At 62.2% G+C, this 24,076-nt stretch carries 23 protein-coding genes and 1 riboswitch; of the genes, 5 read left to right on the top strand and 18 right to left on the bottom strand.

Annotated features, from left to right (window positions below):
- Window positions 1–164: 164 nt before the first annotated feature.
- Together AB7828_RS25745 and AB7828_RS25740 are read left to right on the top strand one after the other, a co-directional pair.
- The gene (locus AB7828_RS25745; RefSeq protein ID WP_441231530.1) at window positions 165–725 is read left to right on the top strand and encodes a LemA family protein; all 561 of its coding nucleotides are present in this window, start codon (window positions 165–167) and stop codon (window positions 723–725) included.
- A gap of 138 nt (window positions 726–863) precedes the next feature.
- On the top strand, window positions 864–2,027 hold the full coding sequence (locus tag AB7828_RS25740; protein WP_441231529.1) for a M48 family metallopeptidase: 1,164 nt from the start codon (window positions 864–866) through the stop codon (window positions 2,025–2,027).
- 5 nt (window positions 2,028–2,032) lie between these two features.
- Here the strand turns inward: AB7828_RS25740 and AB7828_RS25735 are convergent, their stop codons facing one another.
- From AB7828_RS25735 to AB7828_RS25700, 8 genes are all read right to left on the bottom strand, one after another.
- Window positions 2,033–2,665: a hypothetical protein gene (locus tag AB7828_RS25735; protein WP_089262445.1), complete on the bottom strand. Its 633-nt coding sequence runs from the start codon at window positions 2,663–2,665 to the stop codon at window positions 2,033–2,035.
- Between the two features lie 111 nt (window positions 2,666–2,776).
- Window positions 2,777–3,763, bottom strand: a complete 987-nt coding sequence (gene acuI / locus AB7828_RS25730) for an acrylyl-CoA reductase (NADPH) (RefSeq protein WP_441231528.1) — start codon at window positions 3,761–3,763, stop codon at window positions 2,777–2,779.
- A 139-nt stretch (window positions 3,764–3,902) separates the two neighbouring features.
- Window positions 3,903–4,412, bottom strand: coding sequence for a 6,7-dimethyl-8-ribityllumazine synthase (locus AB7828_RS25725; RefSeq protein WP_439079352.1), 510 nt, complete (start codon window positions 4,410–4,412; stop codon window positions 3,903–3,905).
- Between the two features lie 80 nt (window positions 4,413–4,492).
- Window positions 4,493–4,645, bottom strand: a riboswitch (FMN riboswitch).
- Window positions 4,646–4,710: 65 nt separating this feature from the next.
- The gene (locus tag AB7828_RS25720) at window positions 4,711–5,964 is read right to left on the bottom strand and encodes an MFS transporter (protein WP_441231527.1); all 1,254 of its coding nucleotides are present in this window, start codon (window positions 5,962–5,964) and stop codon (window positions 4,711–4,713) included.
- Window positions 5,965–6,228: 264 nt separating this feature from the next.
- Window positions 6,229–7,671 (bottom strand): cell wall hydrolase, encoded by a 1,443-nt coding sequence (locus tag AB7828_RS25715; protein WP_441231526.1) that lies wholly within the window; start codon window positions 7,669–7,671, stop codon window positions 6,229–6,231.
- A 161-nt stretch (window positions 7,672–7,832) separates the two neighbouring features.
- On the bottom strand, window positions 7,833–8,006 hold the full coding sequence (locus tag AB7828_RS25710) for a hypothetical protein (protein WP_165826769.1): 174 nt from the start codon (window positions 8,004–8,006) through the stop codon (window positions 7,833–7,835).
- 28 nt (window positions 8,007–8,034) lie between these two features.
- A complete protein-coding gene (gene ppdK / locus AB7828_RS25705) occupies window positions 8,035–11,007 on the bottom strand; it encodes a pyruvate, phosphate dikinase (protein ID WP_441231525.1) in 2,973 nt (990 codons plus the stop codon).
- A 118-nt stretch (window positions 11,008–11,125) separates the two neighbouring features.
- Window positions 11,126–11,284 (bottom strand): DUF3096 domain-containing protein, encoded by a 159-nt coding sequence (locus tag AB7828_RS25700; RefSeq protein ID WP_089262456.1) that lies wholly within the window; start codon window positions 11,282–11,284, stop codon window positions 11,126–11,128.
- Window positions 11,285–11,531: 247 nt separating this feature from the next.
- On the opposite strand from AB7828_RS25700, the gene AB7828_RS25695 reads away from it, so the two are divergent.
- Window positions 11,532–11,897, top strand: a complete 366-nt coding sequence (locus tag AB7828_RS25695; protein WP_093760047.1) for a DUF1236 domain-containing protein — start codon at window positions 11,532–11,534, stop codon at window positions 11,895–11,897.
- Between the two features lie 220 nt (window positions 11,898–12,117).
- Here AB7828_RS25695 and AB7828_RS25690 read toward each other — a convergent pair whose 3' ends face one another.
- From AB7828_RS25690 to AB7828_RS25660, 7 genes are all read right to left on the bottom strand, one after another.
- Window positions 12,118–13,218 (bottom strand): hypothetical protein, encoded by a 1,101-nt coding sequence (locus AB7828_RS25690; RefSeq protein WP_441231524.1) that lies wholly within the window; start codon window positions 13,216–13,218, stop codon window positions 12,118–12,120.
- Window positions 13,219–13,480: 262 nt separating this feature from the next.
- Window positions 13,481–15,571, bottom strand: coding sequence for a glycine--tRNA ligase subunit beta (gene glyS / locus AB7828_RS25685; RefSeq protein ID WP_441231523.1), 2,091 nt, complete (start codon window positions 15,569–15,571; stop codon window positions 13,481–13,483).
- Window positions 15,571–16,503, bottom strand: a complete 933-nt coding sequence (locus AB7828_RS25680) for a glycine--tRNA ligase subunit alpha (protein ID WP_184513429.1) — start codon at window positions 16,501–16,503, stop codon at window positions 15,571–15,573. The genes glyS and AB7828_RS25680 overlap by 1 nt, the downstream gene beginning before the upstream one ends.
- Window positions 16,504–16,909: 406 nt before the next feature.
- A complete protein-coding gene (locus AB7828_RS25675) occupies window positions 16,910–17,101 on the bottom strand; it encodes a hypothetical protein (RefSeq protein ID WP_441232316.1) in 192 nt (63 codons plus the stop codon).
- Between the two features lie 107 nt (window positions 17,102–17,208).
- Complete coding sequence (locus tag AB7828_RS25670; RefSeq protein ID WP_441231522.1) at window positions 17,209–18,093, bottom strand: S49 family peptidase; 885 nt, start codon at window positions 18,091–18,093, stop codon at window positions 17,209–17,211.
- A gap of 234 nt (window positions 18,094–18,327) precedes the next feature.
- The gene (locus AB7828_RS25665; RefSeq protein WP_441231521.1) at window positions 18,328–19,104 is read right to left on the bottom strand and encodes a tRNA1(Val) (adenine(37)-N6)-methyltransferase; all 777 of its coding nucleotides are present in this window, start codon (window positions 19,102–19,104) and stop codon (window positions 18,328–18,330) included.
- 4 nt (window positions 19,105–19,108) lie between these two features.
- Window positions 19,109–19,336, bottom strand: coding sequence for a putative signal transducing protein (locus tag AB7828_RS25660; protein ID WP_068733164.1), 228 nt, complete (start codon window positions 19,334–19,336; stop codon window positions 19,109–19,111).
- A 236-nt stretch (window positions 19,337–19,572) separates the two neighbouring features.
- Between AB7828_RS25660 and AB7828_RS25655 the strand changes: the two genes are divergently transcribed.
- Window positions 19,573–20,583 (top strand): polyprenyl synthetase family protein, encoded by a 1,011-nt coding sequence (locus tag AB7828_RS25655; protein WP_068733162.1) that lies wholly within the window; start codon window positions 19,573–19,575, stop codon window positions 20,581–20,583.
- Between the two features lie 9 nt (window positions 20,584–20,592).
- On the opposite strand, the gene AB7828_RS25650 is transcribed toward AB7828_RS25655, so the two are convergent.
- Complete coding sequence (locus AB7828_RS25650; RefSeq protein ID WP_309947681.1) at window positions 20,593–21,594, bottom strand: NADP-dependent oxidoreductase; 1,002 nt, start codon at window positions 21,592–21,594, stop codon at window positions 20,593–20,595.
- Window positions 21,595–21,614: 20 nt separating this feature from the next.
- Window positions 21,615–22,490: an alpha/beta fold hydrolase gene (locus tag AB7828_RS25645; RefSeq protein WP_120288388.1), complete on the bottom strand. Its 876-nt coding sequence runs from the start codon at window positions 22,488–22,490 to the stop codon at window positions 21,615–21,617.
- 156 nt (window positions 22,491–22,646) lie between these two features.
- Between AB7828_RS25645 and AB7828_RS25640 the strand changes: the two genes are divergently transcribed.
- Window positions 22,647–23,078: a winged helix-turn-helix transcriptional regulator gene (locus AB7828_RS25640; RefSeq protein WP_089262474.1), complete on the top strand. Its 432-nt coding sequence runs from the start codon at window positions 22,647–22,649 to the stop codon at window positions 23,076–23,078.
- A gap of 43 nt (window positions 23,079–23,121) precedes the next feature.
- Here the strand turns inward: AB7828_RS25640 and AB7828_RS25635 are convergent, their stop codons facing one another.
- Window positions 23,122–24,012, bottom strand: coding sequence for an AraC family transcriptional regulator (locus AB7828_RS25635; RefSeq protein WP_120288387.1), 891 nt, complete (start codon window positions 24,010–24,012; stop codon window positions 23,122–23,124).
- Between the last annotated feature and the right edge of the window lie 64 nt (window positions 24,013–24,076).

The following is a 24,076-nucleotide window of genomic DNA, read 5'->3' as shown; positions in this document are numbered from 1 at the left end:
TGTAGCAGAGGAGCGCACATGACAGGGCGCGATGGAGGAGCGTCTTTGAACGTATTCCACCCTCGCCGCGACCAATCCGTGCCGCGACATGCCTGCGGCCCCTGCTCTGTGGCCGCATGATCGGCTAGGCTTTGGGTTTGATGGTTTCTTTTGGGGGTTCTTACATGTCGACCGGCTGGATCGTTCTTGGCGTCATCGTTGTCCTGATTGTCCTGGCATTTGCTGCCTATAACCGGCTGGTGGCGCTGAGCCAGCGGGTCAACCAGTCCTTTGCCGATATCGACGTGCAGCTCAAGCAGCGCCACGACCTGATCCCGAACCTGATCGAGACCGTGAAGGGCTATGCGGCGCATGAGCGCGGCACCCTCGACGACGTCATCAAGGCGCGCAATTCGGCGATGAATGCACAGGGCCAGGCGCAGGTCGGCGCCGCGGAAAACCAGCTCTCCGGCGCGCTCGGCCGGCTGATCGCACTGTCCGAGGCCTATCCGGACCTCAAGGCCAATGCGAATTTCCAGCAGTTGCAAACCGAGCTCTCGGATATCGAAAACAAGATCGCCGCCTCGCGCCGGTTCTTCAACAATGCCGTGTCCGAATACAACACCGGCATCCAGCAGATGCCCGCGGCGTTGTTCGCCGGCACGTTCGGCTTCCATTCGAAGGAGTTCTTCGATCTCGGCGAAACCCGCAAGGAGGTCGAAGCCGTGCCGCAGGTCAAGTTCTGATCCTCAGACCAGAACACATGCCCCTCCCCGTCATTGCGAGCGCAGCGAAGCAATCCAGAAAGCCACAAGCGAAGACTGGATTGCTCGTCGCAAGAGCTCCTCGCAATGACGGCTGATAGTGAATCCTAGGACTGCATCATGGCCGCCTATGGTCTCTATACGCATATTGCCTCGAACAAGACGCGTTCGATGCTGCTGCTCGCAGGGCTGTTCCTGCTGATTTATGTGATGGTGTTCGCCGGCGCCCTGATCGGCGAGGTGGCGGTCAACAGCAACGGCTCGGTTGCGTATTACATCAACGCTGCAACACGCGACCTGATCAAGGCGCTTCCCTTCGCCACCATCGGCGCGGTGCTGTGGATCGTCATCGCCTATTTCGGTCATCAAAAGATGATCGATAGCATCACCGGCAGCGAAAGCGTGACGCGGCAGGAGCAGCCGCGACTCTATAATCTCCTTGAAAACCTCTGCATCTCGCGCGGCATACCGATGCCGAAGCTGAAGGTGATGGACAGTGATGCGTTGAACGCCTTCGCCACCGGCCTGAACCCCAGGCAATACTCTGTCACGGTCACGACGGGCCTCCTGCGCGCGCTCAACGATGACGAGATGGAAGCGGTGCTCGGCCACGAGCTGACGCATATCCGCAACGGCGACGTGCAGTTGATGGTGGTCGCCGTCATCATCGCTGGCGTGGTCGGCTTTGCGGCTGAACTGTTCTTCCGGATATTCATCAATTCCGGCTTCCGCTTCGGCGGCAGCCGATCGTCGCGATCGTCTTCCTCGTCTGACAGCGACAGCAAAGGCTCTGGCGGCGGTGCAGTCATTGTCATCATCATCGCCGTGGCGCTGATCGCGCTGGCCTGGGCACTGTCGCTGGTGGTGCGCTTCGCGCTGTCGCGCTCGCGCGAACTGCTGGCCGATGCGGGGTCGGTGGAGCTGACCAAAAATCCCGACGCCATGATCTCGGCGCTGCGCAAGATCGAGAATCGCGGCGAACTGCCCGGCGCGACTTCGGCCGTCATGGAGATGTGCATCGACAATCCCCGCGAGGGTTTTGCCGACCTGTTCGCGACACATCCGTCGGTGGATTCGCGGGTCGCGGCACTGGTGAAATTCGCCGGAGGACACGACCCCGGCCGGATGGCACTGCCGTCCGATACGGATGCGCCCGGAGAGGCCGACGACACGCCGCCGCTGCCGCCGCGCTCCGGCCCATGGAGCAACGGCAAATCGCCTCCAGGCAGCGCGCAGGAGCCGCTACAGGGCCCGCTCAAAGGACCTTGGGGTCGCCACGCCTAACTTGCTTAGTTGGTGGATTTGCGCAGCTCGAGCGCTTCGGTCTTTTCCGGCTCCGGCGTCTTGGCAATTTCCTTGGCCGGCTCGGACTTGATCGATCCGACGGCGTCGATCTTGCTGCTCTCGACGCGCGGGGTCGAGACGCGGGTCACCGTATTGTCGGCACCGGCAGAGGCGTCGGCCGAACGGGTGGTGGAAGGCGCGCGCAGCGAGCGCGGGGCCGACAGCGAGCGGGCCATCAGCATCTGGCCACGGCCGCCCTGGTGGCGGAAATCGCAATAGGCGAAGCCCATGCCGGAGACCGAGCCGCGGAACGAGCGCTCGTCATTCTTGTTGAGATTGAAACACGGCTCGAACGGGATGCCCTTGATCGAGGCGCAGATGGCCTCGCCGCGGACCTGCAGCGTGTTGCCCGGCAGGCGCATATTACGCGCCGGACCCGAGCCCGAGAACTGCACAGCGCCCGCCGCACCGCCATCGTCGAACACGCGGCCTGCGCCGCGGGTGCCGTCGAAACAGGTAAAGGCAAAGACTTTGCCGGCAACAAACTTGCGGGCCTCTTCGGCCGTCATCGACCCAGCCAGCGCGGGGGTCGCCACCGTGGCGGCAAGCACCGCTCCCAACACATAACGCGCAACCATAGGATACTCCGAACAACCGAGCGCGGATGACCGCCTGATGTCTTTACCCGCTGCTTACCATACCAACCGTGGCAACAATGGAGCAGGTTGGTTGGTAAAGTCTGAACGTCGTTAGCCGATCTTTACCACGATTCGCCCGCGGACCTGACCGGCCAGCACATTGGCGCCGGCGTCGATCACCTGGTCCAGCGGAATTTCCTGAGTAATTTCAGAGAGTTTTGTGTGATCCAGATCCGTCGCCAACCGCGCCCAGGCCTGCTGTCGCAGCTCGATCGGGCACATGACAGAATCGATGCCGAGAAGACACACGCCGCGTAAAATGAACGGTGCAACCGAAGATGGCAGGTCCATGCCGGCCGCGAGACCGCAGGCGGCGATGGCGCCGCGATACTTGGTCATCGACAGGAGATTCGCCAGGGTGGTCGAACCGACGCTGTCGATGCCGCCCGCCCAGCGCTCCTTGGCCAGCGGTTTGGCCGGGCCGGACAGCTCGTTGCGGTCGATGATCTCGCTGGCGCCAAGGCCCTTGAGATAGCCCTCCTCGGACGTGCGCCCCGTCGAGGCGATGACCTGGTAACCGAGCTTCGACAGCACCGCGATCGCCACCGAGCCGACGCCGCCGGCCGCCCCCGTCACGACGATCGGGCCATCGGCCGGCTTCAGCCCGTGCTTCTCCAGCGCCAGTACGCTGAGCATTGCGGTGTAGCCGGCGGTACCGACCGCCATGGCGTCGCGGGTGGTCATGCCGGCCGGCAGCCGCACCAGCCAGTCGCCTTTCACGCGGGTCTTTTCGGCATAGGCGCCGAGATGGGTTTCGCCCATGCCCCAGCCATTGCCGATCACCTTGTCGCCGGGCTTCCAGTTCGGATTCTCCGAGGATTCCACCGTGCCTGCGAAATCGATGCCGGCGATCATCGGAAAGCGGCGTACCACCGGCGCCTTGCCGGTGACGGCGAGGCCGTCCTTGTAATTCACGGTGGACCATTCGACCCGCACGGTGACGTCGCCGTCCATCAATTCGGATTCGTCGAACTGCGTCAGCGCAACCGTGGTGCCTTTGTCAGCCTTGTCGATGCGGACAGCCTTGAACGTTCCCAACACGCCACTCCCGAGTTTTTGCTTGTGATTTCCGTTGCCGAATTATGCCGCGCCGTTGCGGGAAACGCCACCCGCGCCAGCCGGGCAGGAGCTCTGCAGCCCTGCCCGGCCATGGCGGCATAACGCGGCAATGAGACAATCAGGCGGCCAGTTGCCGGGTCGCCGCGATATTGGCGATGGTGGCCGCACAGGCCGTCGCCGCCTCGGTGCCCTTCACAACGAAATGCTCGCGGAAGAAGCGCAGGTGCTCGGCGTGCTCGTGGAAATGCTGCGGCGTCAGCACGGCCGAGATCACAGGCACCTCGCTGTCGAGCTGCACCCGCATCAACCCGTTGATGACGGCGTCAGAGACGAATTCATGGCGATAGATGCCACCGTCCACGATGAGCCCGGTGGCGACGATCGCCACATAGCGCCCGGTGCGCGCCAGCAATTTGGCCTGCAACGGAATTTCGAAGGCGCCGGGCACCTCGAAGACATCGATTTGACTGTCAGGCACACCATGCCGTGCAAGTTCGGCGACAAAACCGACACGGCATTGATCGACAATATCCTTGTGCCAGCACGACTGGATGAAGGCGATCCGCCCGGTCGATGGTGCAAGATTTACGGAAGTGGAAGTTTTGAAGTTCATCACAGGCTGATTCATGGATGCTCTCGCGGTTTGAGACCAGAATCAGGACGTACGGTCACACTCCGAGCATCCGCCAAGGCGGACTCCCTGCGCATACCCGTTCTCTTTCATCCGGACTATGACCGTCGGCTCCGGCATTGCACCGGATCTGCTGACCCTGACGGTGTAACCCGTCAGGCGCTCGCGGGCTTCCGGGCTTGCGCCCGATTACCGCCGGTGGGGATTTTCACCCCGCCCTGAGAACGAAGGCCGCCCCGACTGGGACGGCCAAGATCAATTTTTATCGCTGGAGATCAGCGAGTCAACAACAGGCTCATGCCGGCTGTGCAATCGGACGCTTCACCGGCTCTTCTACGATCGGCAGGTTGATCAGCGCCGACAGCACGCCGAACAGCACCGATAGCCACCACACCGGCGTGTAGGAGCCGAACTTGTCGAACACGACACCGCCCAGCCACGCGCCGAGGAAGCCACCGACCTGATGGCTGAAGAAGGCAAAGCCATACAGCGTTGCCAGCCAGCGCGTGCCGAACATCAGCGACACCAGGCTCGATGTCGGTGGCACGGTGGAGAGCCAGGCAAGCCCGCTGATGGCGCCGAACACCAGCGCCGAGGTGGTGGTCAGCGGCAGCATGATGAAGGCCACCGTCGCCAGCGCGCGGGTGAAGTAGATGAAGGAGAGGATGTAGCGCTTCGGCAGCTTGCCCTGCACATAACCGACCGTCAGCGAGCCGATGATGTTGAACAGGCCGATGATGGCAATCACCCAGCCGCCCACAGCCGCCGGCAAGCCGCGATCGACCAGATAGGCCGGCAGATGCATGGTGATGAAAGCGAGCTGGAAGCCGCAGGTGAAGAAGCCCAGCACCAGCAGCACATAGGAGCGATGGCCGAAGGCTTCCGTGAGTGCGCTCTTGAACGACTGCTTCTGCGCCACCGGCGCGTCGGCGGACGCGGCACTCGCGGTCGGAGTCGCCAAGGCAAGCGACAACGGGATCACCAGCAACATCAGCACCGCGAACACGGTGAGCGTCGCCTGCCAGCCGGTGTTGTCGATCATCGCCACTGTGAAAGGCGCAAAGATGAACTGGCCGAACGAGCCTGCGGCGGTGCCGGCGCCGAGCGCGATGCCGCGCCATTCCGGCGGCACCAGTTTGCCGAAAGCGGACAGCACCAGATTGAACGAGCAACCCGACAGGCCAAAACCGATCAGCAGCCCAGCGCTGATATTCAGCTCGAGCGGTGTCGAGGAATAGCGCATCATCAGCAAACCAGCCGCATAGAGGAAGGCGCCGACGCAGATCACGCGCACGCTGCCGAACTTGTCGGCAACGGCGCCCGCGAAAGGCTGGCCGATGCCCCAGAGCAGGTTTTGCACGGCGAAGGCGAGCGCGAAAACATCACGGCCCCAGCCGAACTCCTGGCTGAAGGGCTGCATGAAGAAGCCGACGCTCGAGCGCGGCCCGAAGGTGAGCATGCCGATCAGCGATCCGCAGATGATGATCACCAGCGGCGTACGCCAGCCCAAACCAGATGCCGGGCGCGTCGCGCCGTCAATTGCCGCCATGTCGTTTCCCCGGATCGAATTCGGATTGAAAATTCAGCCGGCCCAAGAGCGCAAGCCCGGTCCGGACTGGAGGAGATTAATGCATTCGCATGGAAATCCCAATGGCGATGATGGGAATTTCGGGGGATGCATTGCTGGAATGCAGGGCCACGCAGACGTCGTCACAGCCCAGGGTCAGGATAACATTCTGCGGAATCCGGAATGGAAAGAGCGATGCCGGGCATGGCATCGCTCTTGGCAGGCTCGGAGGTAAAGTCGTGGCTGCTACGGCTTGATTTCGGAGAGTTTCGCGGAGATTTCCGCCGTCTGCGCCGCAGTGCCCCAGCTTGGCGCCTCGCTGCCGTCGCCCCAGTTACGTGGGCGATAGAAGGAGTGCACACCGGTCTTGTACATCTTCTTCATCTCGCGGACCCAGGACGGATGCACCCAATAGGCATGGTAATGCGTGGACTTCGCGACTTCCGGCAGCCAGATCCGGCCGTCGAGCGTCGCCTTCGCGATCTTGCGGGCGCGCTCCCACATGTCGGGCTCTTTCACGACATCCGGAATGCCGTCGCAGGCGAAGGTGAACTGGCAGGCCAGGCGGCGGTGCTTGTTCTGATAGACCACGCCGCAAACTGTCGTGGGATAGAAGCCCGAGAACACGCGATTCATCACCACCTGCGCCACCGCCATCTGGCCGCGCACCGCTTCGCCGCGGGCCTCGAAATAGATGGCTTCCGTCAGACACTTTTCCTGCTTGCCGCGGGTCTGCTCGGTGAGGCCCATACGTTCGGCCGGCGTCTTCGCACGCTGATTGGCGCTGTTGACCTCGCCTTTGCCGGCAACGCTTTCGCCGCCGTCGGTCGGGTTGATCGCCGCATTCGGCACCACCGCCGTAGCCTTCATGTCCGGGTCGAGGCTTGAGCCCGGCATGGCAATACCCGGCACGGCTGTGCCTGGCATTACGATGGTTGGCTCTTCGCCGGGCTGCCAGCGTTCCATTGTCTCGACCGATGCGCCAAGCGACGAACTTCCGAAAAACAGGCTCGCAGTCTTCACCGAGAAGCCGTCCTTGGCCGGCGCCGGCTCAACGGGGATCACCGCTGCATCGGTCTTGGCGTCCTCGGTGGGCTGCACGGACTGCGATGCGTCGTATTGAGCAAGCGGCGGGGCACGCAGCGCTTCATCGAGTTCTGGATCGAGCGGGGCATGCTGCGCGGATGGCATTGCATCGACGGTCTTCGCGCCCATCACCGATCTGTTGTCGTCGAAAGAGTCCTGTCTGGCCGGCTCATCGGGCGCCACGGTCTCCGGCGCGCGGATGGCGAGGCGATCGCCCTTCAGCGAGCGATCCACTTTTGGAAAATCTGCAGCTTCATAGCGGCGGGGCGGTTGCGCCAACGGATTGCGGGTCAGTGCACCGGTGATGTCAATCAGCGCTCCGCTGGCGGCGATGCCGGAATTGTCGAGGCTGGCGAGCTGCAAGGTCGGATTGCGCGAGGCCGTGCCCATTGGGCGACCGAACGAGAATGTCGCAACCTGGATGGAGGAGACGGCGGGCGCGAACACGCGCTTCTGCCAGCGTTCGGTCACGCCCGGCTGGCGAGCCAGCAGCGAGGCGATGTCCTGATAGCCAGATTCTGTCGGGGCCAATGCGAAAACGCAGAGACCGAAGCCGAAGAACGCGCCACGCGCGCCCTTCGGCCGGTTACGCAGTACTAACATCGATACGCTCACGCAACGCTTACACCAGCATCGCCCTGCACGGCACTAATCTGCACATCCGTACATTTCGATCTATTTCGTTAGTACGGAATCAAAGTTGCCGCGGAGTTAATCGGCGATGCAACGACGCCACACGCAAGCTGTACGAGCGCAGCGCAAAATCATTCGAAAGCCTTGGTAAACCGCGGCTCCACAAAAGTAGTAAACATCGCGTTGACAAAGATGATGAAGAGAAATTCGCGGATGCGTGAAAATGTTTGCGAGTTCCATTCCGACGCACGAACAAACACGGCATGAGGCACGCAATAAAAATGGCCGGGGAACTCCCCGGCCATTTTTCAGATCATGAAATCAGCGAAGCACTTACGCCTGGCTGGAAATTTCCTTGCCGAGCGCAGCCTGTGCGGCAGCGAGACGCGCGATCGGCACGCGATAGGGCGAGCACGACACGTAGTCGAGGCCGATCTCATGGCAGAAGGCTACCGATGCCGGATCACCGCCGTGCTCACCGCAGATACCAACCTTGATATCAGGGCGAGTCTTGCGGCCACGCGCGACACCGATCTTCACCAGTTCGCCGACGCCGCTGCGGTCGACCGTGATGAACGGATCGACGGGCAGAATACCCTTGGCGATATAAGTACCGAGGAAGCTCGCGGCGTCGTCACGGCTGATGCCGAAGGTCGTCTGCGTGAGATCGTTGGTACCGAACGAGAAGAACTCGGCGGTCTCGGCAATCTCGCCGGCCAGCAGACAGGCACGCGGCAGTTCGATCATGGTACCGACCGAATAGTTCAGCTTGCCGCCGGTCTCCTTCATCACCGACACCGCAGTGGCATCGATGCGCGCCTTGATGAGATCGAACTCCATCTTGGTGACGATCAGCGGCACCATGACTTCGAGGCCGACCTGTTCGCCAGTGCGCTTGCCCGCTTCGATCGCGGCTTCGAACAGCGCGCGCGCCTGCATCTCGGCGATTTCCGGATAGGCGATCGCAATGCGTACGCCGCGGAAGCCGAGCATCGGATTAAACTCGGCGAGATCACGCGCACGGTCCGCAAGCTTGCGCGGATCGGTGCCCATGACACGCGCCACTTCCTCGACTTCGCCCTGGGTGTGCGGCAGGAATTCGTGCAGCGGCGGATCGAGCAGACGGATCGTGACGGGCAGGCCCTTCATGATCTCGAACAGTTCGACGAAGTCGGCGCGCTGCATCGGCAGCAGCTTGGCGAGCGCGGCACGGCGGGCCTGCTCGTCTTCGGCGAGGATCATCTCGCGCACGGTGCGGATGCGGGTCTCTTCGAAGAACATGTGCTCGGTGCGGCACAGGCCGATGCCTTCCGCGCCATACTTGATGGCGGTGCGGGCATCTTCCGGCGTGTCGCCATTAACGCGGACCTTGAGCTTGCGGACCTTGTCGGCCCAGCCCATCAGCGTTGCGAATTCGCCCGACAATTCCGGCTCGATCATCGGCATGCGGCCGGACAGCACATGGCCAACCGAACCGTCGATGGTGATGACGTCGCCGGCCTTGAACACGCGGCCACCGATGCTCATGGTGCCGCGGCCGTAATCGACGCGGACGGTGCCGCAGCCGGAGACGCAGGGCTTGCCCATGCCGCGCGCGACCACCGCAGCATGCGAGGTCATGCCGCCGCGGGTGGTGAGAATGCCTTCGGCGGCGTGCATGCCGTGAATGTCTTCCGGCGAGGTTTCGACGCGAACAAGAATAACCTTCTTGCCGTCGGCCTGCAGCTTGGCGGCTTCGTCCGACGAGAACACGATCTCGCCCGATGCGGCGCCCGGCGATGCCGGAAGGCCGGTGGCGATGACGTCGCGATTGGCTGATGGATCGATGGTCGGATGCAGGAGCTGATCCAGCGACGCCGGATCGATGCGCGATACCGCATCCTTCTGCGAGATCACGCCTTCATTGGCGAGTTCGACCGCGATGCGGATCGACGCCTTGGCAGTACGCTTGCCGTTGCGGGTCTGCAGCATCCAGAGCCGGCCCTGCTCGACCGTGAACTCCATGTCCTGCATGTCGCGGTAGTGCTTCTCGAGCTGGGTGTAGATGCGCGTCAATTCCTTGAACGCCTCCGGCATCGCCGCTTCCATCGACGCCTTGTCCGAACCGCTCTCGATCCGCGCGTCTTCGGTGATGTCCTGCGGCGTGCGGATGCCCGCCACCACGTCTTCACCCTGCGCGTTGATCAGGAATTCGCCATACAGCTTGCTCTCGCCGGTCGACGGGTTGCGCGTGAACGCAACGCCGGTGGCCGAGGTCTCGCCCATATTGCCGAACACCATGGCCTGCACGCTGACGGCGGTGCCCCACGACTCCGGGATATCGTGCAGGCGGCGATAGGTCACCGCGCGGGTATTCATCCAGGATGAGAACACGGCGCCGACGGCGCCCCAGAGCTGCTCGTGCGGATCCTGCGGGAAGTCCTTCCCCGTTTCGCGCGCGACGGCTTCCTTGTACTGGCCGACAAGCTTGACCCAGTCGTCACCATCGAGATCGGTGTCGAGTGTGTAGCCCTTGTTGTCCTTGTAGGTGTCGAGAATGTCCTCGAAGTGATGATGCTCGAAGCCGAGGACCACGTCGGAATACATGGTGATGAAGCGGCGATAGCTGTCATAGGCAAAGCGCTTGTCGCCCGACAGTTCGGCCAGCGCTTCCACCGTGGTGTCGTTGAGACCGAGATTGAGGACCGTATCCATCATGCCCGGCATCGAGGCGCGGGCGCCGGAGCGCACCGAAACCAGCAGCGGATTTTTCTCGTCGCCGAAGCCCTTGCCGGTGATCTTGCCGACGGCCTCGAGCGCCTTCTCCACCTGCGACTGCAATTCCTTCGGATAGGATTTGCCGTTCGCGTAGAAATAGGTGCAGACCGAGGTCGGAATGGTGAAGCCGGGAGGCACCGGCAGGCCAAGATTGGCCATTTCGGCGAGGTTCGCGCCCTTGCCGCCGAGCAGGTCGCGCAGGCCAGCCTTGCCCTCGGCCTTGCCGCCGCCGAACGAATAAACCCACTTGCCAGCCTTGATGACGTCAGTCACCGGCTTGCTGGTGGCCTTCTTGACGACCTTGGTCGCCGAAGTCTTGGCTGTAGAAGATTTGGCTACAACCGCCTTCTTGGATGCGGGAGCCTTTGCAACGGGCTTCGGAGCAACCTTTGCTTTCACAGCCGTTTTGGCCTTCGCCGCGGATTTTGCTGCAGGTTTTGCAGCTGGCTTCTTAAGCGCCTTGCGGGCCACCGAAGCTACTTTGGGCGCAGCCTTGGACAGCTTTGACTTCGCAGGGGCTTTCTTGGACTTCGAGGCGGTTTTGGCCATGGTTCTCAATCAATCCGCGAGAGGAAACGACAGGGAAATGTGCCGCGTTACACCACGTTTCAGGGACGTGGCGCAAGCAGCCCGGAGGTACCGCTGTAGGTAACGGCCGTGTCGAAATTTAGCCGATCTTCAACATCCTGAAGACGCCGAGTCCGGCCAGTCCGACGAAGATCAGATAGATCGCCACCACCAGATTGAGAAACCGCGGCATGATCAAAATCAGAACGCCAGCGATGAGCGCGACGATCGGCTGGATGTGAGCTGCCGTGATGACCATGGGGTGTCTCCGTGAGGGAATCGATTCGGGTGCGATGCGCCGCGGGGATTTAGCAGCATAAAGACGCCCTGCCCATCAATGGGTTCCCGCATACCTGCCTGCAGTGCATCAAAAACCAGCAATTGCGCGTGGAAAATTCCGGAACGATCGCTGGCGGCATGCATTGGCCGACGGTGAATAAACCAAACCAGGCTGGATGGCACAGACCGGCGCGGCAAGCCGGACATCGTTCACGAAGGAGACGATCATGCGAAACAAACTTATTGCAGCAGCGGCCCTTTTCGGCGCCCTCGGCGCACCGCTGGCCGTGCAGGCTCAGGGCGTCACCGTCGGTGTATCCGGGGGCGATCGCGTCATCGTCGACAACAACGATCCCGATGGCATCACTGTGCAGGAGCGTCCGGCATTCCGTGAGTATGTGGTGCGCGAACGCGTGCCGACCTTCACCGTGCCCGATCGCATCGTCGTCGGCACCACGCTCCCTGAAGCCGGCGTGACCTATTACGACGTGCCGCAGACCGTCGCGACGACGCCGTATCGCTACACGGTGGTGAATGGTCAGACAGTGCTGGTGGAGCCGCGCTCGCGCCGCATCGTGCAGGTCGTCGACTAGCACGTCACGTTGAAAGAAGATTCGTTCGGGCGCCGCGAATGGCGACCGGGCGAAGAAGCCCCGCCCCGGTCATCCCCCACCGGGCGGGGCTTTTTCTTTTTGAGGCGACTACAGATCTCTCCACGTCATTGCGAGGAGCGTAGCGACGCGGCAATCCAGAAATGCATGAAGCGAAGAATGACTGGATTGCTTCGCTTCGCTCGCAATGACGTGGAGAGGCCTACGAACTCTTCAGCAGCGACAGAATATGGTTCGTCGACTTGTAGCTCGCCACGGCATTGTCGCGGAAACTCGGCGTCCAGTTGGAGGCGGTCCGCTCCTCATCGCTCATCGCCGAATAGGTGTTGAGAATGCCAAGACTGAACTGGCTGGGATCGCCGCTCTTCTGGCTTGCCTGCAATGCCTCGAGAATACTGGTGCGATTGCGTGAATCGAGCACCTGCTTGGCGGCAAAGCTCTCTTCCTTCGAGAACAGACCATCCTGATTGAGCGACATCGCTGACAGCGAACGGTTGTCGACGGCGGAGAAATCCGCGAGCTGGCCGGTCTTGCGGCGGCTGTCATAAACGAGTTCGCCCTTGCCCGCCTCTTTCGCCGCCTTGGTCTGCGCATCCAGCGCCGCACGCACGCTCTTCGCAACGGTGGCGATGTCCTGCACGGGCGTCGTTGTATCGGGCTGCGCGAGATAGGCTGCGACCGGATCGTTGGCGATGCCTGATGGCGCCTTGGTCGGTGTCTGCTCGGTCGCCTGAATGCCCTTCAGCACGGCCTCGCGCTGCGCGGACCAGGCCGCCGAGGCTTTCTCTTCGCTGCCCGCGGCATCGAGATAATCCAGCGCCGCCTTGTAGATGCCGCTGAAATCGCCGGTGAGCTTGGCCGTGCCTGCAGCAGGCGCCAGCGCTGCGTTGAAACGATTGCCCAGTTCGGCCTGGGCGACCTTCTGCTCGTCGGCGGTGAAGGTGCCGCCATTGTTGGTGGCCATGGCGTAGAGCGAACGGCGATCCAGCGTCGAGAGATCGATCGTCAGCTTGCCGTTGTTATCCAGCGGCCCCGTCGCTTTCGCGGCCACATATTGGGCCGCCAGCTTCGCCCTGACATCCGTGACGACGGTCGCGATATCTTTGTCGGAGCCGGAGCTCGCCAGCTTCGCCCGCGCTGCCTCCGACAGCGTCAGATTGGTCGCGGCGTCGGACGAGGACGACGATGCGCTCTCATTGCTGTTGAGCGCATTGGCCAGCGACGGCTGGGCGGTGGCGGCGGCGCGCGCATAGGCGGAGCCGTAATTGGCATAGGGATTGAGGCCGGTATTGACCGAGGTCATGGGCGATCCTTGGGCAGTCCTGCCCGCGCTGGGAAGCGAGGGTTAAGAAACCGTTACGGAACCGGACCATTTCAAGGGATGGTTAATGAAGGGTAAATGTTTCGGGAGATTGCTGGAAATATCGCGTCAGCCGACGACTGCCGCGCCCTCGGTTCAATCTCCGTCATGCCCGGCCTCGTGCCCCATGCCTCGGCGACAGAGAAAGACGTGGATGGCCGGGTCAAGCCCGGCCATGACGTGGGGAGAGGCCCGTGTGTAAGCCTTAGTCCTGGATCTTCGAGAAATCCGCCACCGCACGCGTCGCCGCGCGGATCTCGTTCAACAGCTTCAGACGATTTTCGCGCACCGCCGCATCGTCGTCATTGACCTTCACCTTGTCGAAGAACGCATCGACCGCGGGGCGCAGCTTGGCCATCGCCGTCATGGCGCCGGCGAAGTCTTCCTTGGCAACAGCCGCGCTCGCTTCCGGACCGACCTCGGCAATCGCCTTGGCCAGTGCCTTTTCTTCATCGAGCTTGAATAGCGCCGCATCAGGTGCGCCGTCGAACTTGCGCTTGTCCTTCTTCTCCTCGATGGCGAGAATGTTGTTGGCCCGCTTGGTGCCGGCCAGCAGATTCTTGCCGTCATCGCTGTCGAGAAACTTGCCGAGCGCTTCGACGCGGCGGACCACCATCAGAAGATCGTCCTGACCGCCGAGCGCGAACACCGCATCCACGAGATCGTGACGGGCGCCCTGATCGCGGAGCTGGCCTTTGAGGCGGTCGGCGAAGAAGGCGAGGAGATCGGCCGGTTTGCTCTCGTCATAGCCGGTCATCGTCGACGCATGAGACGACGCGACAGACTTCAGCTTGAGGCGCAGATTGTTTTCGATGATCAGACGGATCACACCGAGCGCCGCACGACGCAATGCGAACGGGTCCTTCGATCCCGTCGGCTTTTCGTCGATCGCCCAGAAACCCACCAGCGTATCGAGTTTGTCGGCCAGCGCCACGGCGACACTGACAAGATCACTCGGCACGCGATCGGTCGGTCCCTGCGGCTTGTAGTGATCCTCGGAAGCGGCAGCGACAGCGGCGTCTTCGCCTTGCGCCAGCGCGTAATACTTGCCCATCAGGCCCTGCAACTCTGGAAACTCACCGACCACTTCGGTGAGCAGATCCGTCTTCGCGAGCTGCGCCGCACGCTTGGTCTTCGTGGCATCGGCGCCGACCAGCGGCGCGATCTCGCGAGCCAGCTTTTCGATACGGGCGATACGCGCGGCCTGGGTGCCGAGCTTTTCGTGAAACACGATCTGCTCGAATTTCGGCAGCCGCGATTCGAGCCTGGTCTTGAGATCCGTCTCGTAGAAGAACTTCGCATCCGACAGGCGCGCGCGGATGACGCGTTCGTTGCCGGCGATGATCGCCGTGCCGCCATCGCTCGCTTCGATATTGGCTGTTATGACAAACTTGTTGGTCAGCTTCTGGGTCTTGGGATCGCGGACCACGAAGCATTTCTGGTTGGCGCGAATAGTGGCGCGGATCACCTCATCGGGGATCGACAGGAAGTCCTTGTCGAACGAGCCCATCAGCACCACCGGCCATTCGACCAGGCCCGCGACTTCGTCGAGCAGCGCGGGGTCTTCGACCAGCTCATAGCCCTGCGCGAAAGTGAGCTGCCGCGCATCGGCCAGGATGATTTCCTTGCGGCGCTCGGGATCGAGCACGACTTTCGCGGCCTGCAGCTTCGCCACATAGTCGTCGAAGCGGCGCACCTGGATCGCGTCGGGAGCGAGGAAGCGATGACCGTAGGTGGTCTGACCGACACTCACGCCACTCAGGTCGAACTGCACGACTTCCGGTTCTTCGGTCTCGATGCCGAAGGTGGCGACGATGGCATGCAGCGGACGCACCCAGGTCAGCGCGCTCGATTTCGCGGAAGCCGCACCCCAGCGCATCTGCTTCGGCCACGGGAAAGTGCGGATGATGATCGGCAGGATCTCGGCCAGTACATCGACCGTCGGCTTGCCCGGCTTCTCCGTCAGCGCGATGTAGAAATCGCCCTTGGGGTCGCGCTGGATTTTTGCCTCATCCAACGACGCAAGACCGGTGGCTTTCAGAAAGCCCTGGATCGCGGCTTCGGCGCCGCCGACGCGCGGTCCCTTGCGTTCCTGCTTGAGGTCGGATTGGCGCGCGGGAATGCCATGCACCGTGAGCGTCAGACGACGCGGCGTCGCAAAAGCCTTCGCGCCTTCATAGACGAGACCTTCGGCGACCAGCCTATCGGTCACAATGCGGCGCAGATCTTCCGCCGCCTTGGCCTGCATGCGGGCGGGGATTTCTTCAGAGAACAGTTCGAGGAGAAGATCAGGCATCAGGCAGCACTTCCGGCTTCGGTATGCACCCACGCTTCGCCGCAGGCCTTGGCGAGTTCGCGGACGCGCATGATGTAGCTCTGGCGTTCGGTGACCGAAATCACGCCGCGCGCATCGAGCAGATTGAAGACATGGCTGGCCTTGATGCACTGGTCATAGGCCGGCAGCGCCATCAGATGTTCTTCGCGCTTGTCGCTCTTCCAACCCGCATCGAGATATTTGCGGCAGGCGGCCTCGGCCATCTTGAACTGCTCGAACAGCATCGCGGTATCGGCATGTTCGAAATTGTGCCGCGAATATTCCTGTTCGGCCTGCAGGAAGACGTCGCCATAGGTCACCTTGTCGGCGCCGTCGCGGCCGTTGAAGTTGAGATCGTAGACGCGGTCGACGCCCTGCACATACATCGCGAGGCGTTCGAGACCGTAAGTGAGTTCGCCCGCCACCGGTGCACATTCGACGCCCGCGACCTGCTGGAAGTAGGTGAACTGGCTGACTTCCATGCCGTCGCACCAGCATTCCCAGCCGAGGCCCCAGGCGCCCAGCGTCGGGCTTTCCCAGTCGTCCTCGACGAAACGCACGTCATGCAAGGCGGTGTCGATGCCGATCGCTTTCAGCGACTGCAGATAGAGGTCCTGCAGGTTCGCCGGCGACGGCTTCATGATCACCTGGAACTGGTAATAGTGCTGCAGCCGGTTCGGGTTCTCGCCATAACGGCCATCCTTCGGCCGGCGTGATGGCTGCACGTAGGCGGCCTTCCACGGCTTCGGCCCCAGCGCGCGCAAGGTGGTCGCGGGATGGAAGGTGCCGGCGCCCATTTCCATGTCGTAGGGCTGCAGGATCACGCAGCCCTGCTCGGCCCAAAACCGCTGCAGAGCGAGAATGAAGCCCTGGAACGAACGTTCCGGGCGCATGTGCGGAGGCAGGGAGTCCATGGTGGTTTCTGGGCCGTTTTTCCGGGGATTCGCCAAGGGGATCAAGGCGGATCAAAGCGCGCGGACCGTATCGGCGCGGCCTTGCGGAATCAAGGCAATGCGGCCCGATTTGGCGGTAACCGACGGGTAACCGCACCGGCACATCACCTGATCACGAGGGCTAGTCGTTAAGTCCCGCGCACTATCCTGATGGCATCGGTGGGAACGAACCCGGTCATCGGGACTTACCCCAGCGAAAGGCTCGAACGATCCATGTCGCGCGGGCCGAAGACCTCCAAGTCTTAAGTTGTCCAAATGTCCAGGGCCAAGGGACCTCCAAGCCTGAAAGCCCAACTTTGTCGCCGGTCTTGAGGACGTGCCCCGTCCTCAGGCCGGCGCAAATGTTTTGGGGCCCGGTTTGCGGCGGCTAACCTGGCCGATACGCGCCCGTGACGGGATCACGGCGCAACGTCGGGACTTCCGTGGTCCCGCTGCGTTCGGCCACCCGCGCCTGGCGGGCTTCTTCCAGTTCATGATTGATCCGCTTGGCGGTTCTGTAGACCCAGCGGACAACGGCTGCGCTCCCGAGCGCGCCTGCAAGTGCGACCAGCGGCGGCATCTGTCGATTCCTGTCGTTCATCTCAAGCCCCCTGCAATAGTCTCGCGCAACCGCCGGATTCCTGCAATTAGCTTTTAAGCCACCAAATGCCGCGCAATACCGTCCTGCTAAAAGCCGTATTTGGACCACAGCGCGCGAGTCTCCAGCGCCGAGATCAGCTGCTCCGGTAATCCCGAAAATCCGTCGAGCGAGAGCTGCGAGCCCGCGCCGGATTTGCGGCCGAGCAGACCCGACAACATGCCGGATGGCTGCGCGATCACCGGCATCTGCACCTTGTCGCCATAGCGCGCACGCAGCACCGAGCGCAGATCGCCGATGGCATCGCTGAGGCCGAGCGCGATGGATTTTTCACCGGCCCAGTATTCTCCGGAGAACAGCACATCCTCGGCGCCCTTCAGCCGGGCACCGCGGCTCTCCTTCACGAGATTGATGAAGATGGCGTGGATTTCGCGCTGAAGCGATTTCAGCCGCGCCACATCATCGGCATCTTCCGGCAGGAACGGATCGAGCATCGCCTTGTGCTCACCCGCCGTATAGAGACGCCGCTCGACACCGATCTTCTTGATCAATTCCTGAAAACCGAAGGTGCCGCCGACCACACCGATCGAGCCGACGATCGATGACGGATCGACAAAGATTTCATCGCCGGCGCAGGCGATCATATAACCGCCGGATGCAGCGACATCCTCGACGAACACGAACACCGGTAGTTTCTTCTCCGCCGCGAGCTGGCGGATGCGCAGATAGATCTGCCGCGACTGCACTGGCGAGCCGCCCGGCGAATTGATCACCAGCGCGACAGCCTTGGCATTCTTGATCGCGAATGCCTTGTCCAGCAGCTTTGCGACGCCTGCGAGCGACAATCCCGGCCGCAGCGGCGTGACGGCGCCGATCGTGCCGGACAGACGCACCACCGGCACGACTGCAGATGCGCGACGGAAACGCGCAGGCAGCAGCCTTGTGATCGCCGCTTTTAAATTGGATTCGCTCATTCAAATTTCCTCGACATTAACCAACTCTTATCACGCTGCTGTCATTGAACCGAGAGACGCTTTCAGCGTTTGAAAACCATAACAGGCCTTTACGCCGCAGCGGGAGAAGACATGAAAATCTATCTGCTCATGCTGATCATCGGTACGCTGCTCACGGCGATCCACTTCACGTCGGCGCCGCAGAAACGTTCCGAAACAGCTCCTCAATAAACAATACGCTGACTGCGGCATCGCCTAGAGCGATGCCCGAAGCGACGACCATGGCAGAACCGCCTGCCCGGCCAGGACGCGCTGGATATGGAGATCAGGCGCGCCATCCGCATCCCGCAGCGAGATGCCGGGCTCAATTGCCGCAGGCGCGCGGCCACCCTTCACAGCACGCACCAACACCCTGATCGCCGGCGCCTCCGCATCGCCATGCACCGGCATGATGGCGACGCTGCCGAAGCCGCGACCCAGCGCCGCCAGCACATCGGCCAATCCGTCCGCCCGCCAGATCAATGTCAGCACGCCGCCGGATTTCAGCACGCGGCGCGCCGCGTGAATCCATGTCTGCAACGTGTCCTCCGTCGCGACATGGGCGATCTCGCGCGACTTGTTCGGCGAGGCGCGATGGCGCGCGGGATCGTTGAAGGGCGGATTCATCAGTACCGCGTCGGCGCTGTCTTGCGGCAGACCTGCGGCAGCGAAAACATCGGCGCTCGCAGCGATGTCGAGCGTCACGACATCCACTGCGATACCGTTCGCTGTCGCGTTTTCCCTCGCCAGTTCAGCAAGTTGCGGGTCGATCTCGACCAGCGTCAGGGACAGGCCGGGGACACGCCGCGCCAGCGCCAGACCGGCCGTCCCTACGCCCGATCCGAAATCGACGACCTTGTGACCGGCTTGCGCCGAGGTTGCAGCAGCCAGCAGGATCGCGTCATGGCCGGCGCGATGACCGGATTTCGGCTGCCGCAGCCGCAACTGGCCACCCAGGAAGCCGTCCTCCGTGGTCACGATCGCGTCAGCCATCACATCAATCCTGCGGCCGCAGCTCGTGGGCCAGTCCGGCATCCGTCAGCACGCGGCGCGCCTGCAGGTCATCGTCTTCATGCACCAGGATCCGGCGCGGAATGATGCCCAGCGATCCCTCGATCACGCTCATATTCTGGTCCAGCACCAGATGGTGGATATTCGCGCCGTCGAGCAGCGCGCCCACCGCCGAGACCAGCACCACATCGTTCGTCCGCATGATTTCGCGCAATTGGAGGTCGCTCCCTGCCAGTAACCGGGTGTGTATCTATGGGGAAGTCAAGGTTCCGATGCCCTTGCCGCGCCGCTGCGCAGTTTCTATTGTGCGGCCCGATATCGGTCGACGGCAATTCAGCAGATGGGGACACCTGTTTTCAACGTGAATTCGCCCTATTTGAATATAAGCGCTGCCAGTGCCTGCCTTTTTCATGGCCCGACGAAGCGCCCTTGTAATTCGGAGAGCCCAGCGTGGCGGTGATTGTTCCCTTCGAGAGTCACGCGACAGCGTCGATCGACCAGTTGGTCAGCCTTGTCGCCTCTGACATGGAGCGCGTCAATGCGACCATCCTGTCGCGGACCGGCTCGGAAGTCACCATGATCCCCGAGGTCGCCAACCACCTGATCTCGTCGGGCGGCAAGCGGCTGCGCCCGATGCTGACGCTCGCGATGGCCAACCTCACCGGCTACACCGGCGACGGCCATATCAAGCTCGCGGCGTCCGTCGAATTCATGCACACCGCGACGCTGCTGCATGACGACGTGGTCGACCAGAGCGAACTGCGCCGCGGCAAGCTGTCCGCGCGCATGCTGTGGGGCAACGAGGCCAGCGTTCTTGTCGGCGACTTCCTGCTCGGCCAGGCCTTCCGCATGATGGTCGAGGTCGGCTCGCTACGCGCGCTCGATATTCTATCCTCGGCTGCCGCCACCATTGCGGAGGGCGAAGTGATGCAGCTCGCCGCCGCCAAGAACACCGCGACCACCGAAGACGAATATCTCGCGGTCATCCGCGGCAAGACGGCCGAACTGTTTGCCGCCGCCTGCGAAGTTGGCCCGGTGATCGCGAACCGCCCGAAGGCCGAGCAGACCGCGTGCCGTTCGGTCGGCATGAATCTCGGCATCGCCTTCCAGCTGATCGACGACGTGCTCGACTACGGCGGCAAGGCCGCCAAGCTCGGCAAGAATGTTGGCGACGATTTCCGCGAGGGCAAGATCACCCTGCCCGTGGTGCTCGCCTTCCGCCGCGGCAACGACGCCGAGCGCGAATTCTGGATCAAGGCGCTGGAGCGCGGCGAGATCGGCGAAGGCGACCTCGATCACGCGATCGGCCTGATGACCAAGCACCGCGCACTGGAAGACACGATCAACCGCGCCCAGCATTACGGCGCCATGGCGGTCGATGCACTGGCGCTGTTTCCGTCGTCGCCGATGAAGACTGCACTGGAGCAGGTCGTGGCGTTCTGTCTGGCACGGACGCACTAAGGCCAGACCTCACTGCACCGCGATGACCACCTTGCCCTTCGCGCGGCCGGTCTCGACATAGGCCAGCGCATCCCCGGTGTTCTCGAACGGGAACACCTTATCGACGACCGGCCGGATCACGCCGGCTTCGATCAGGGACGTAATCTCGCTCAACTGCTGCCCCTGCGCGCGCATGAACAGGAATGAATAGCGTAGGCCGAGGCGCTCGGCTTTTTTCCTCACGCCACGGCTCAGCAGACGCATGATCAGTTTCAGGAACAGGTTCAGACCGGCTTCCTTGGCGAAAGCCGGATCGGGCGGACCGGAAATGGAAATGAGCTGGCCGCCCGGCTTGAGCACACCCAGAGATTTATCGAGCGTCTTTGGATCCTGACTATTCAGCACAAGATCGTAGCCCGACAGGACCTTCTCGAAGTCCTGCGTCTTGTAGTCGATGACCACATCCGCCCCGAGACTTTTGACCAGTTCGGCATTCTTTACACTGGTTGTCGTCGCAACTGTAGCGCCGAGATGCTTGGCGAGCTGGATTGCAAAAGTCCCGACACCACCGGAGCCGGCCTGAATGAAGACCTTCTGGCCGGGCTTCACCTTGCCCACTTCGACCAGCGCCTGCCACGCCGTTAGCCCCACCAGCGGGATGGATGCCGCTTCCGTCATGCTGAGATTTTTCGGCTTCAGCGCCACGTCAGCTTCATTGATGGCGATGAATTCGGCGAATGTACCGACCCGATGATCGCGCGGCCGCGCATAGACTTCGTCGCCCACCTTGAACCGGCTGGCCCTGGATCCTGTCCTGACAACCGTTCCGGCGACGTCGTGACCCAGGATAAAAGGCGGACGATAGGGAAGAATAAGCTTGAACTCTCCATCCCGGAGCTTGGAATCCAGCAGGTTCACAGCTGTGGCGTGAACCCGGACCAGAACATCAGTGTCCTGCACTTCCGGTTCGGGCACGTTGGCCAGGCGCAGAGCGCCCTTCTTTTTGTACTTATCAACGACGAATGCCTTCATGGGCTTTCTCCAATCTCAAGTTAGCAGCGGCGCCAATCGCTCAGGAAGGAAAGAGCCTTCGGCACGAAATCAGCGTGGTACTGGAATATCCCGCCATGCCCGGCGTCTTCGTAGATCACCAGTTGCGCTCCGGGGATGCGTTCGGCCAAGTCGGTGCTGTTCACAGTCGGGACCATGATATCGTTGTCGCCATTCGCGATCAGGACGGGGATCTTGATACGGCCGAGATCCTGAGGCGCCTGTCGGCCCCAGGCTTTGATTGCCTTAAGTTGCCGCAGGAAGGCGCCAGGAGTCGGGCCCTTGTCCCTGTCCGCCTTGCGTTCCTTCAACCGCTTCAGAAAGGCCTTCGCGGCCTGGCGACCATTGGCCGTAGATGTGAAAAACAGATACAATTTCGGGTCGTGTAGCGTCAGCAGACCCTTGATCATGAGCGGCCAGGACACCGCTCCGACCTTATCGATACCTTTGCCGCCCGCAGGACCGGTGCCAGTCAGGATGAGCTTTCGCACAAGACCGGGAGCTTTAAGCGCAACATCCTGCGCCACAAATCCGCCGAGGGAAAAGCCGAGCAGATCGACCTTCTCGAAACCCAGCGCCCGGATCAGGGCAATCGCGTCGCGCGCCATTTCGTCGATAGTCACAGGTGCTGTTCCGCCCGACGCGCCGATGCCGCGATAGTTGGTCGCGATCACGCGGTGTTTGCTGGCGAGGCCGTCAACGATCCGCGGGTCGAAATTGTCCAGCACTGCTCCCCAATGATTGAGGAGAATGAGCGGCACGCCGCCCCGGGGGCCTAGATCTCGATAGGCAAAGGCAGTTCCTCCGACGTTGATGGAGAGATTGGGCGCCTCAACGTAGCGCGCACCAGATCCAACGTTGCCAGGAGCACTCGTCATTGTTTGCTCCATTGCCGCAGCACCTGTGCTGTCACCAACCCGACACGGCTGCGCTCTCCTGTACTCATCGCTTCTGCCTTCATTATATCGTGGAACATCCTTGGAGACGGTGTTACTATCGAATTAATAGTAAGTCACTACTAAAAAGATACCGACATGAAGAATCTTTCGGACCAGCCATGCCTGATTGCCCGAAGCCTTGCGGTAGTGGGGGACGCATGGAGCATGCTGATCATGCGCGACGCCCATGCGGGGCTGACCCGCTTCGATGATTTCCGCAAAGGCCTCGGTATCGCGCCAACGATGCTAACGGGGCGTCTTTCAGCCCTGACCGACGAAGGGCTGCTGGAGAAACGTCGCTATTCCGAGCGTCCGCCACGGGACGAATATGTGCTGACGGAAGCCGGCCGCGACTTTCTGCCGGTGCTATTTGCGATCGGTGCGTGGGGACGCAAGCATCGCGGCGGGGGCGACGTCACCCGGTTCTTCGACGCAGAGGCCGGAACGGAGATCGATCCCGTTACCATCGACCGCGAGACCGGCGCTCCGGTCGGAACACGTCCCATTCGCGTCGCCGCAATCGAATGAGCCGCGCGGCATTCCGGCGCCATGGCCGGCAATGCGCTGGCGATCACGCCACGGAGCGTGCCTTGTCACGCGCAGCCTCGATGTCGCGTACCGGCGGCGCGCCGAACATGCGGCCATATTCCCGGGTGAATTGCGGCACGCTCTCATAACCGACGGCGAAGGCCGCGCTGCTCGCGGTCGCGCCCTCCCACAGCATCAGCCGCCGCGCCTCGATCAGACGCAACTGCTTCTGAAATTGCAGCGGCGAGAGCGACGTCACGCTGCGGAAATGCTGGTGGAATGATGACGGGCTCATGCCCGCAACATCTGCAAGACGCTCGACCAGCACCGGCCGCGCGAAATCGGCGCGCAACACCGCGACCGCGCGCGCGACACGTTGTGCGTGACTATCCGGCCAGCCAAGCCGTCGGATCGCCGGCCCGTGGCGACCAGCCAGCAGCCAGTAATGCATCTCCCGCACCAGCTGCGCGCGCAGCACCGGCAATGACGCCGGACGATCGAGCAAGCGCATCAGCCGCAACGCCGCGTCCGCAACTTCGGCATCGGTGGGCTCGACCCGGACACGCGCGAGATCAGCGCTTGGCTCCGCTTTCATCTCAACAACCAGTTCGGCGATCACGGCCAGATCAAGTTCGAACACCAGCGAGAGATAGGGCGCGGCAATGCTCGCCCGCGTGATTTGACTGACGATCGGAACATCGGCCGTGATGATCAGCGAATCCCCGGCGGCGAAGACAAAACTCTCCGTGCCCATGGTGACATGCTTGGTGCCCTGCACGACGAGGCAGATCAGCGGCTGGAAGATCGCGTGGATAATGTCGCTGGGTGTGGTTGCGCGCACGGCAGCAAGGCCAAGGATCGGCGTAGTCGCGATGCCGGCACTATCAGCATGGGTCTCTGTGTAACGGCGAACGGCATTGAGAAGCGTGGTCATGAGGCTCAGCCTACATCATCGTAAATGCGCCAGCACATGATTTTGGAGGATTAGGCAAGGAACG

The sequence above is a fragment of the Tardiphaga sp. 215_C5_N2_1 genome (genome assembly GCF_052076055.1).
Lineage (GTDB): Bacteria > Pseudomonadota > Alphaproteobacteria > Rhizobiales > Xanthobacteraceae > Tardiphaga > Tardiphaga robiniae.
Note: the sequence above shows the minus strand (reverse complement) of the source record. Positions and strands in the feature narration are given on the sequence as shown.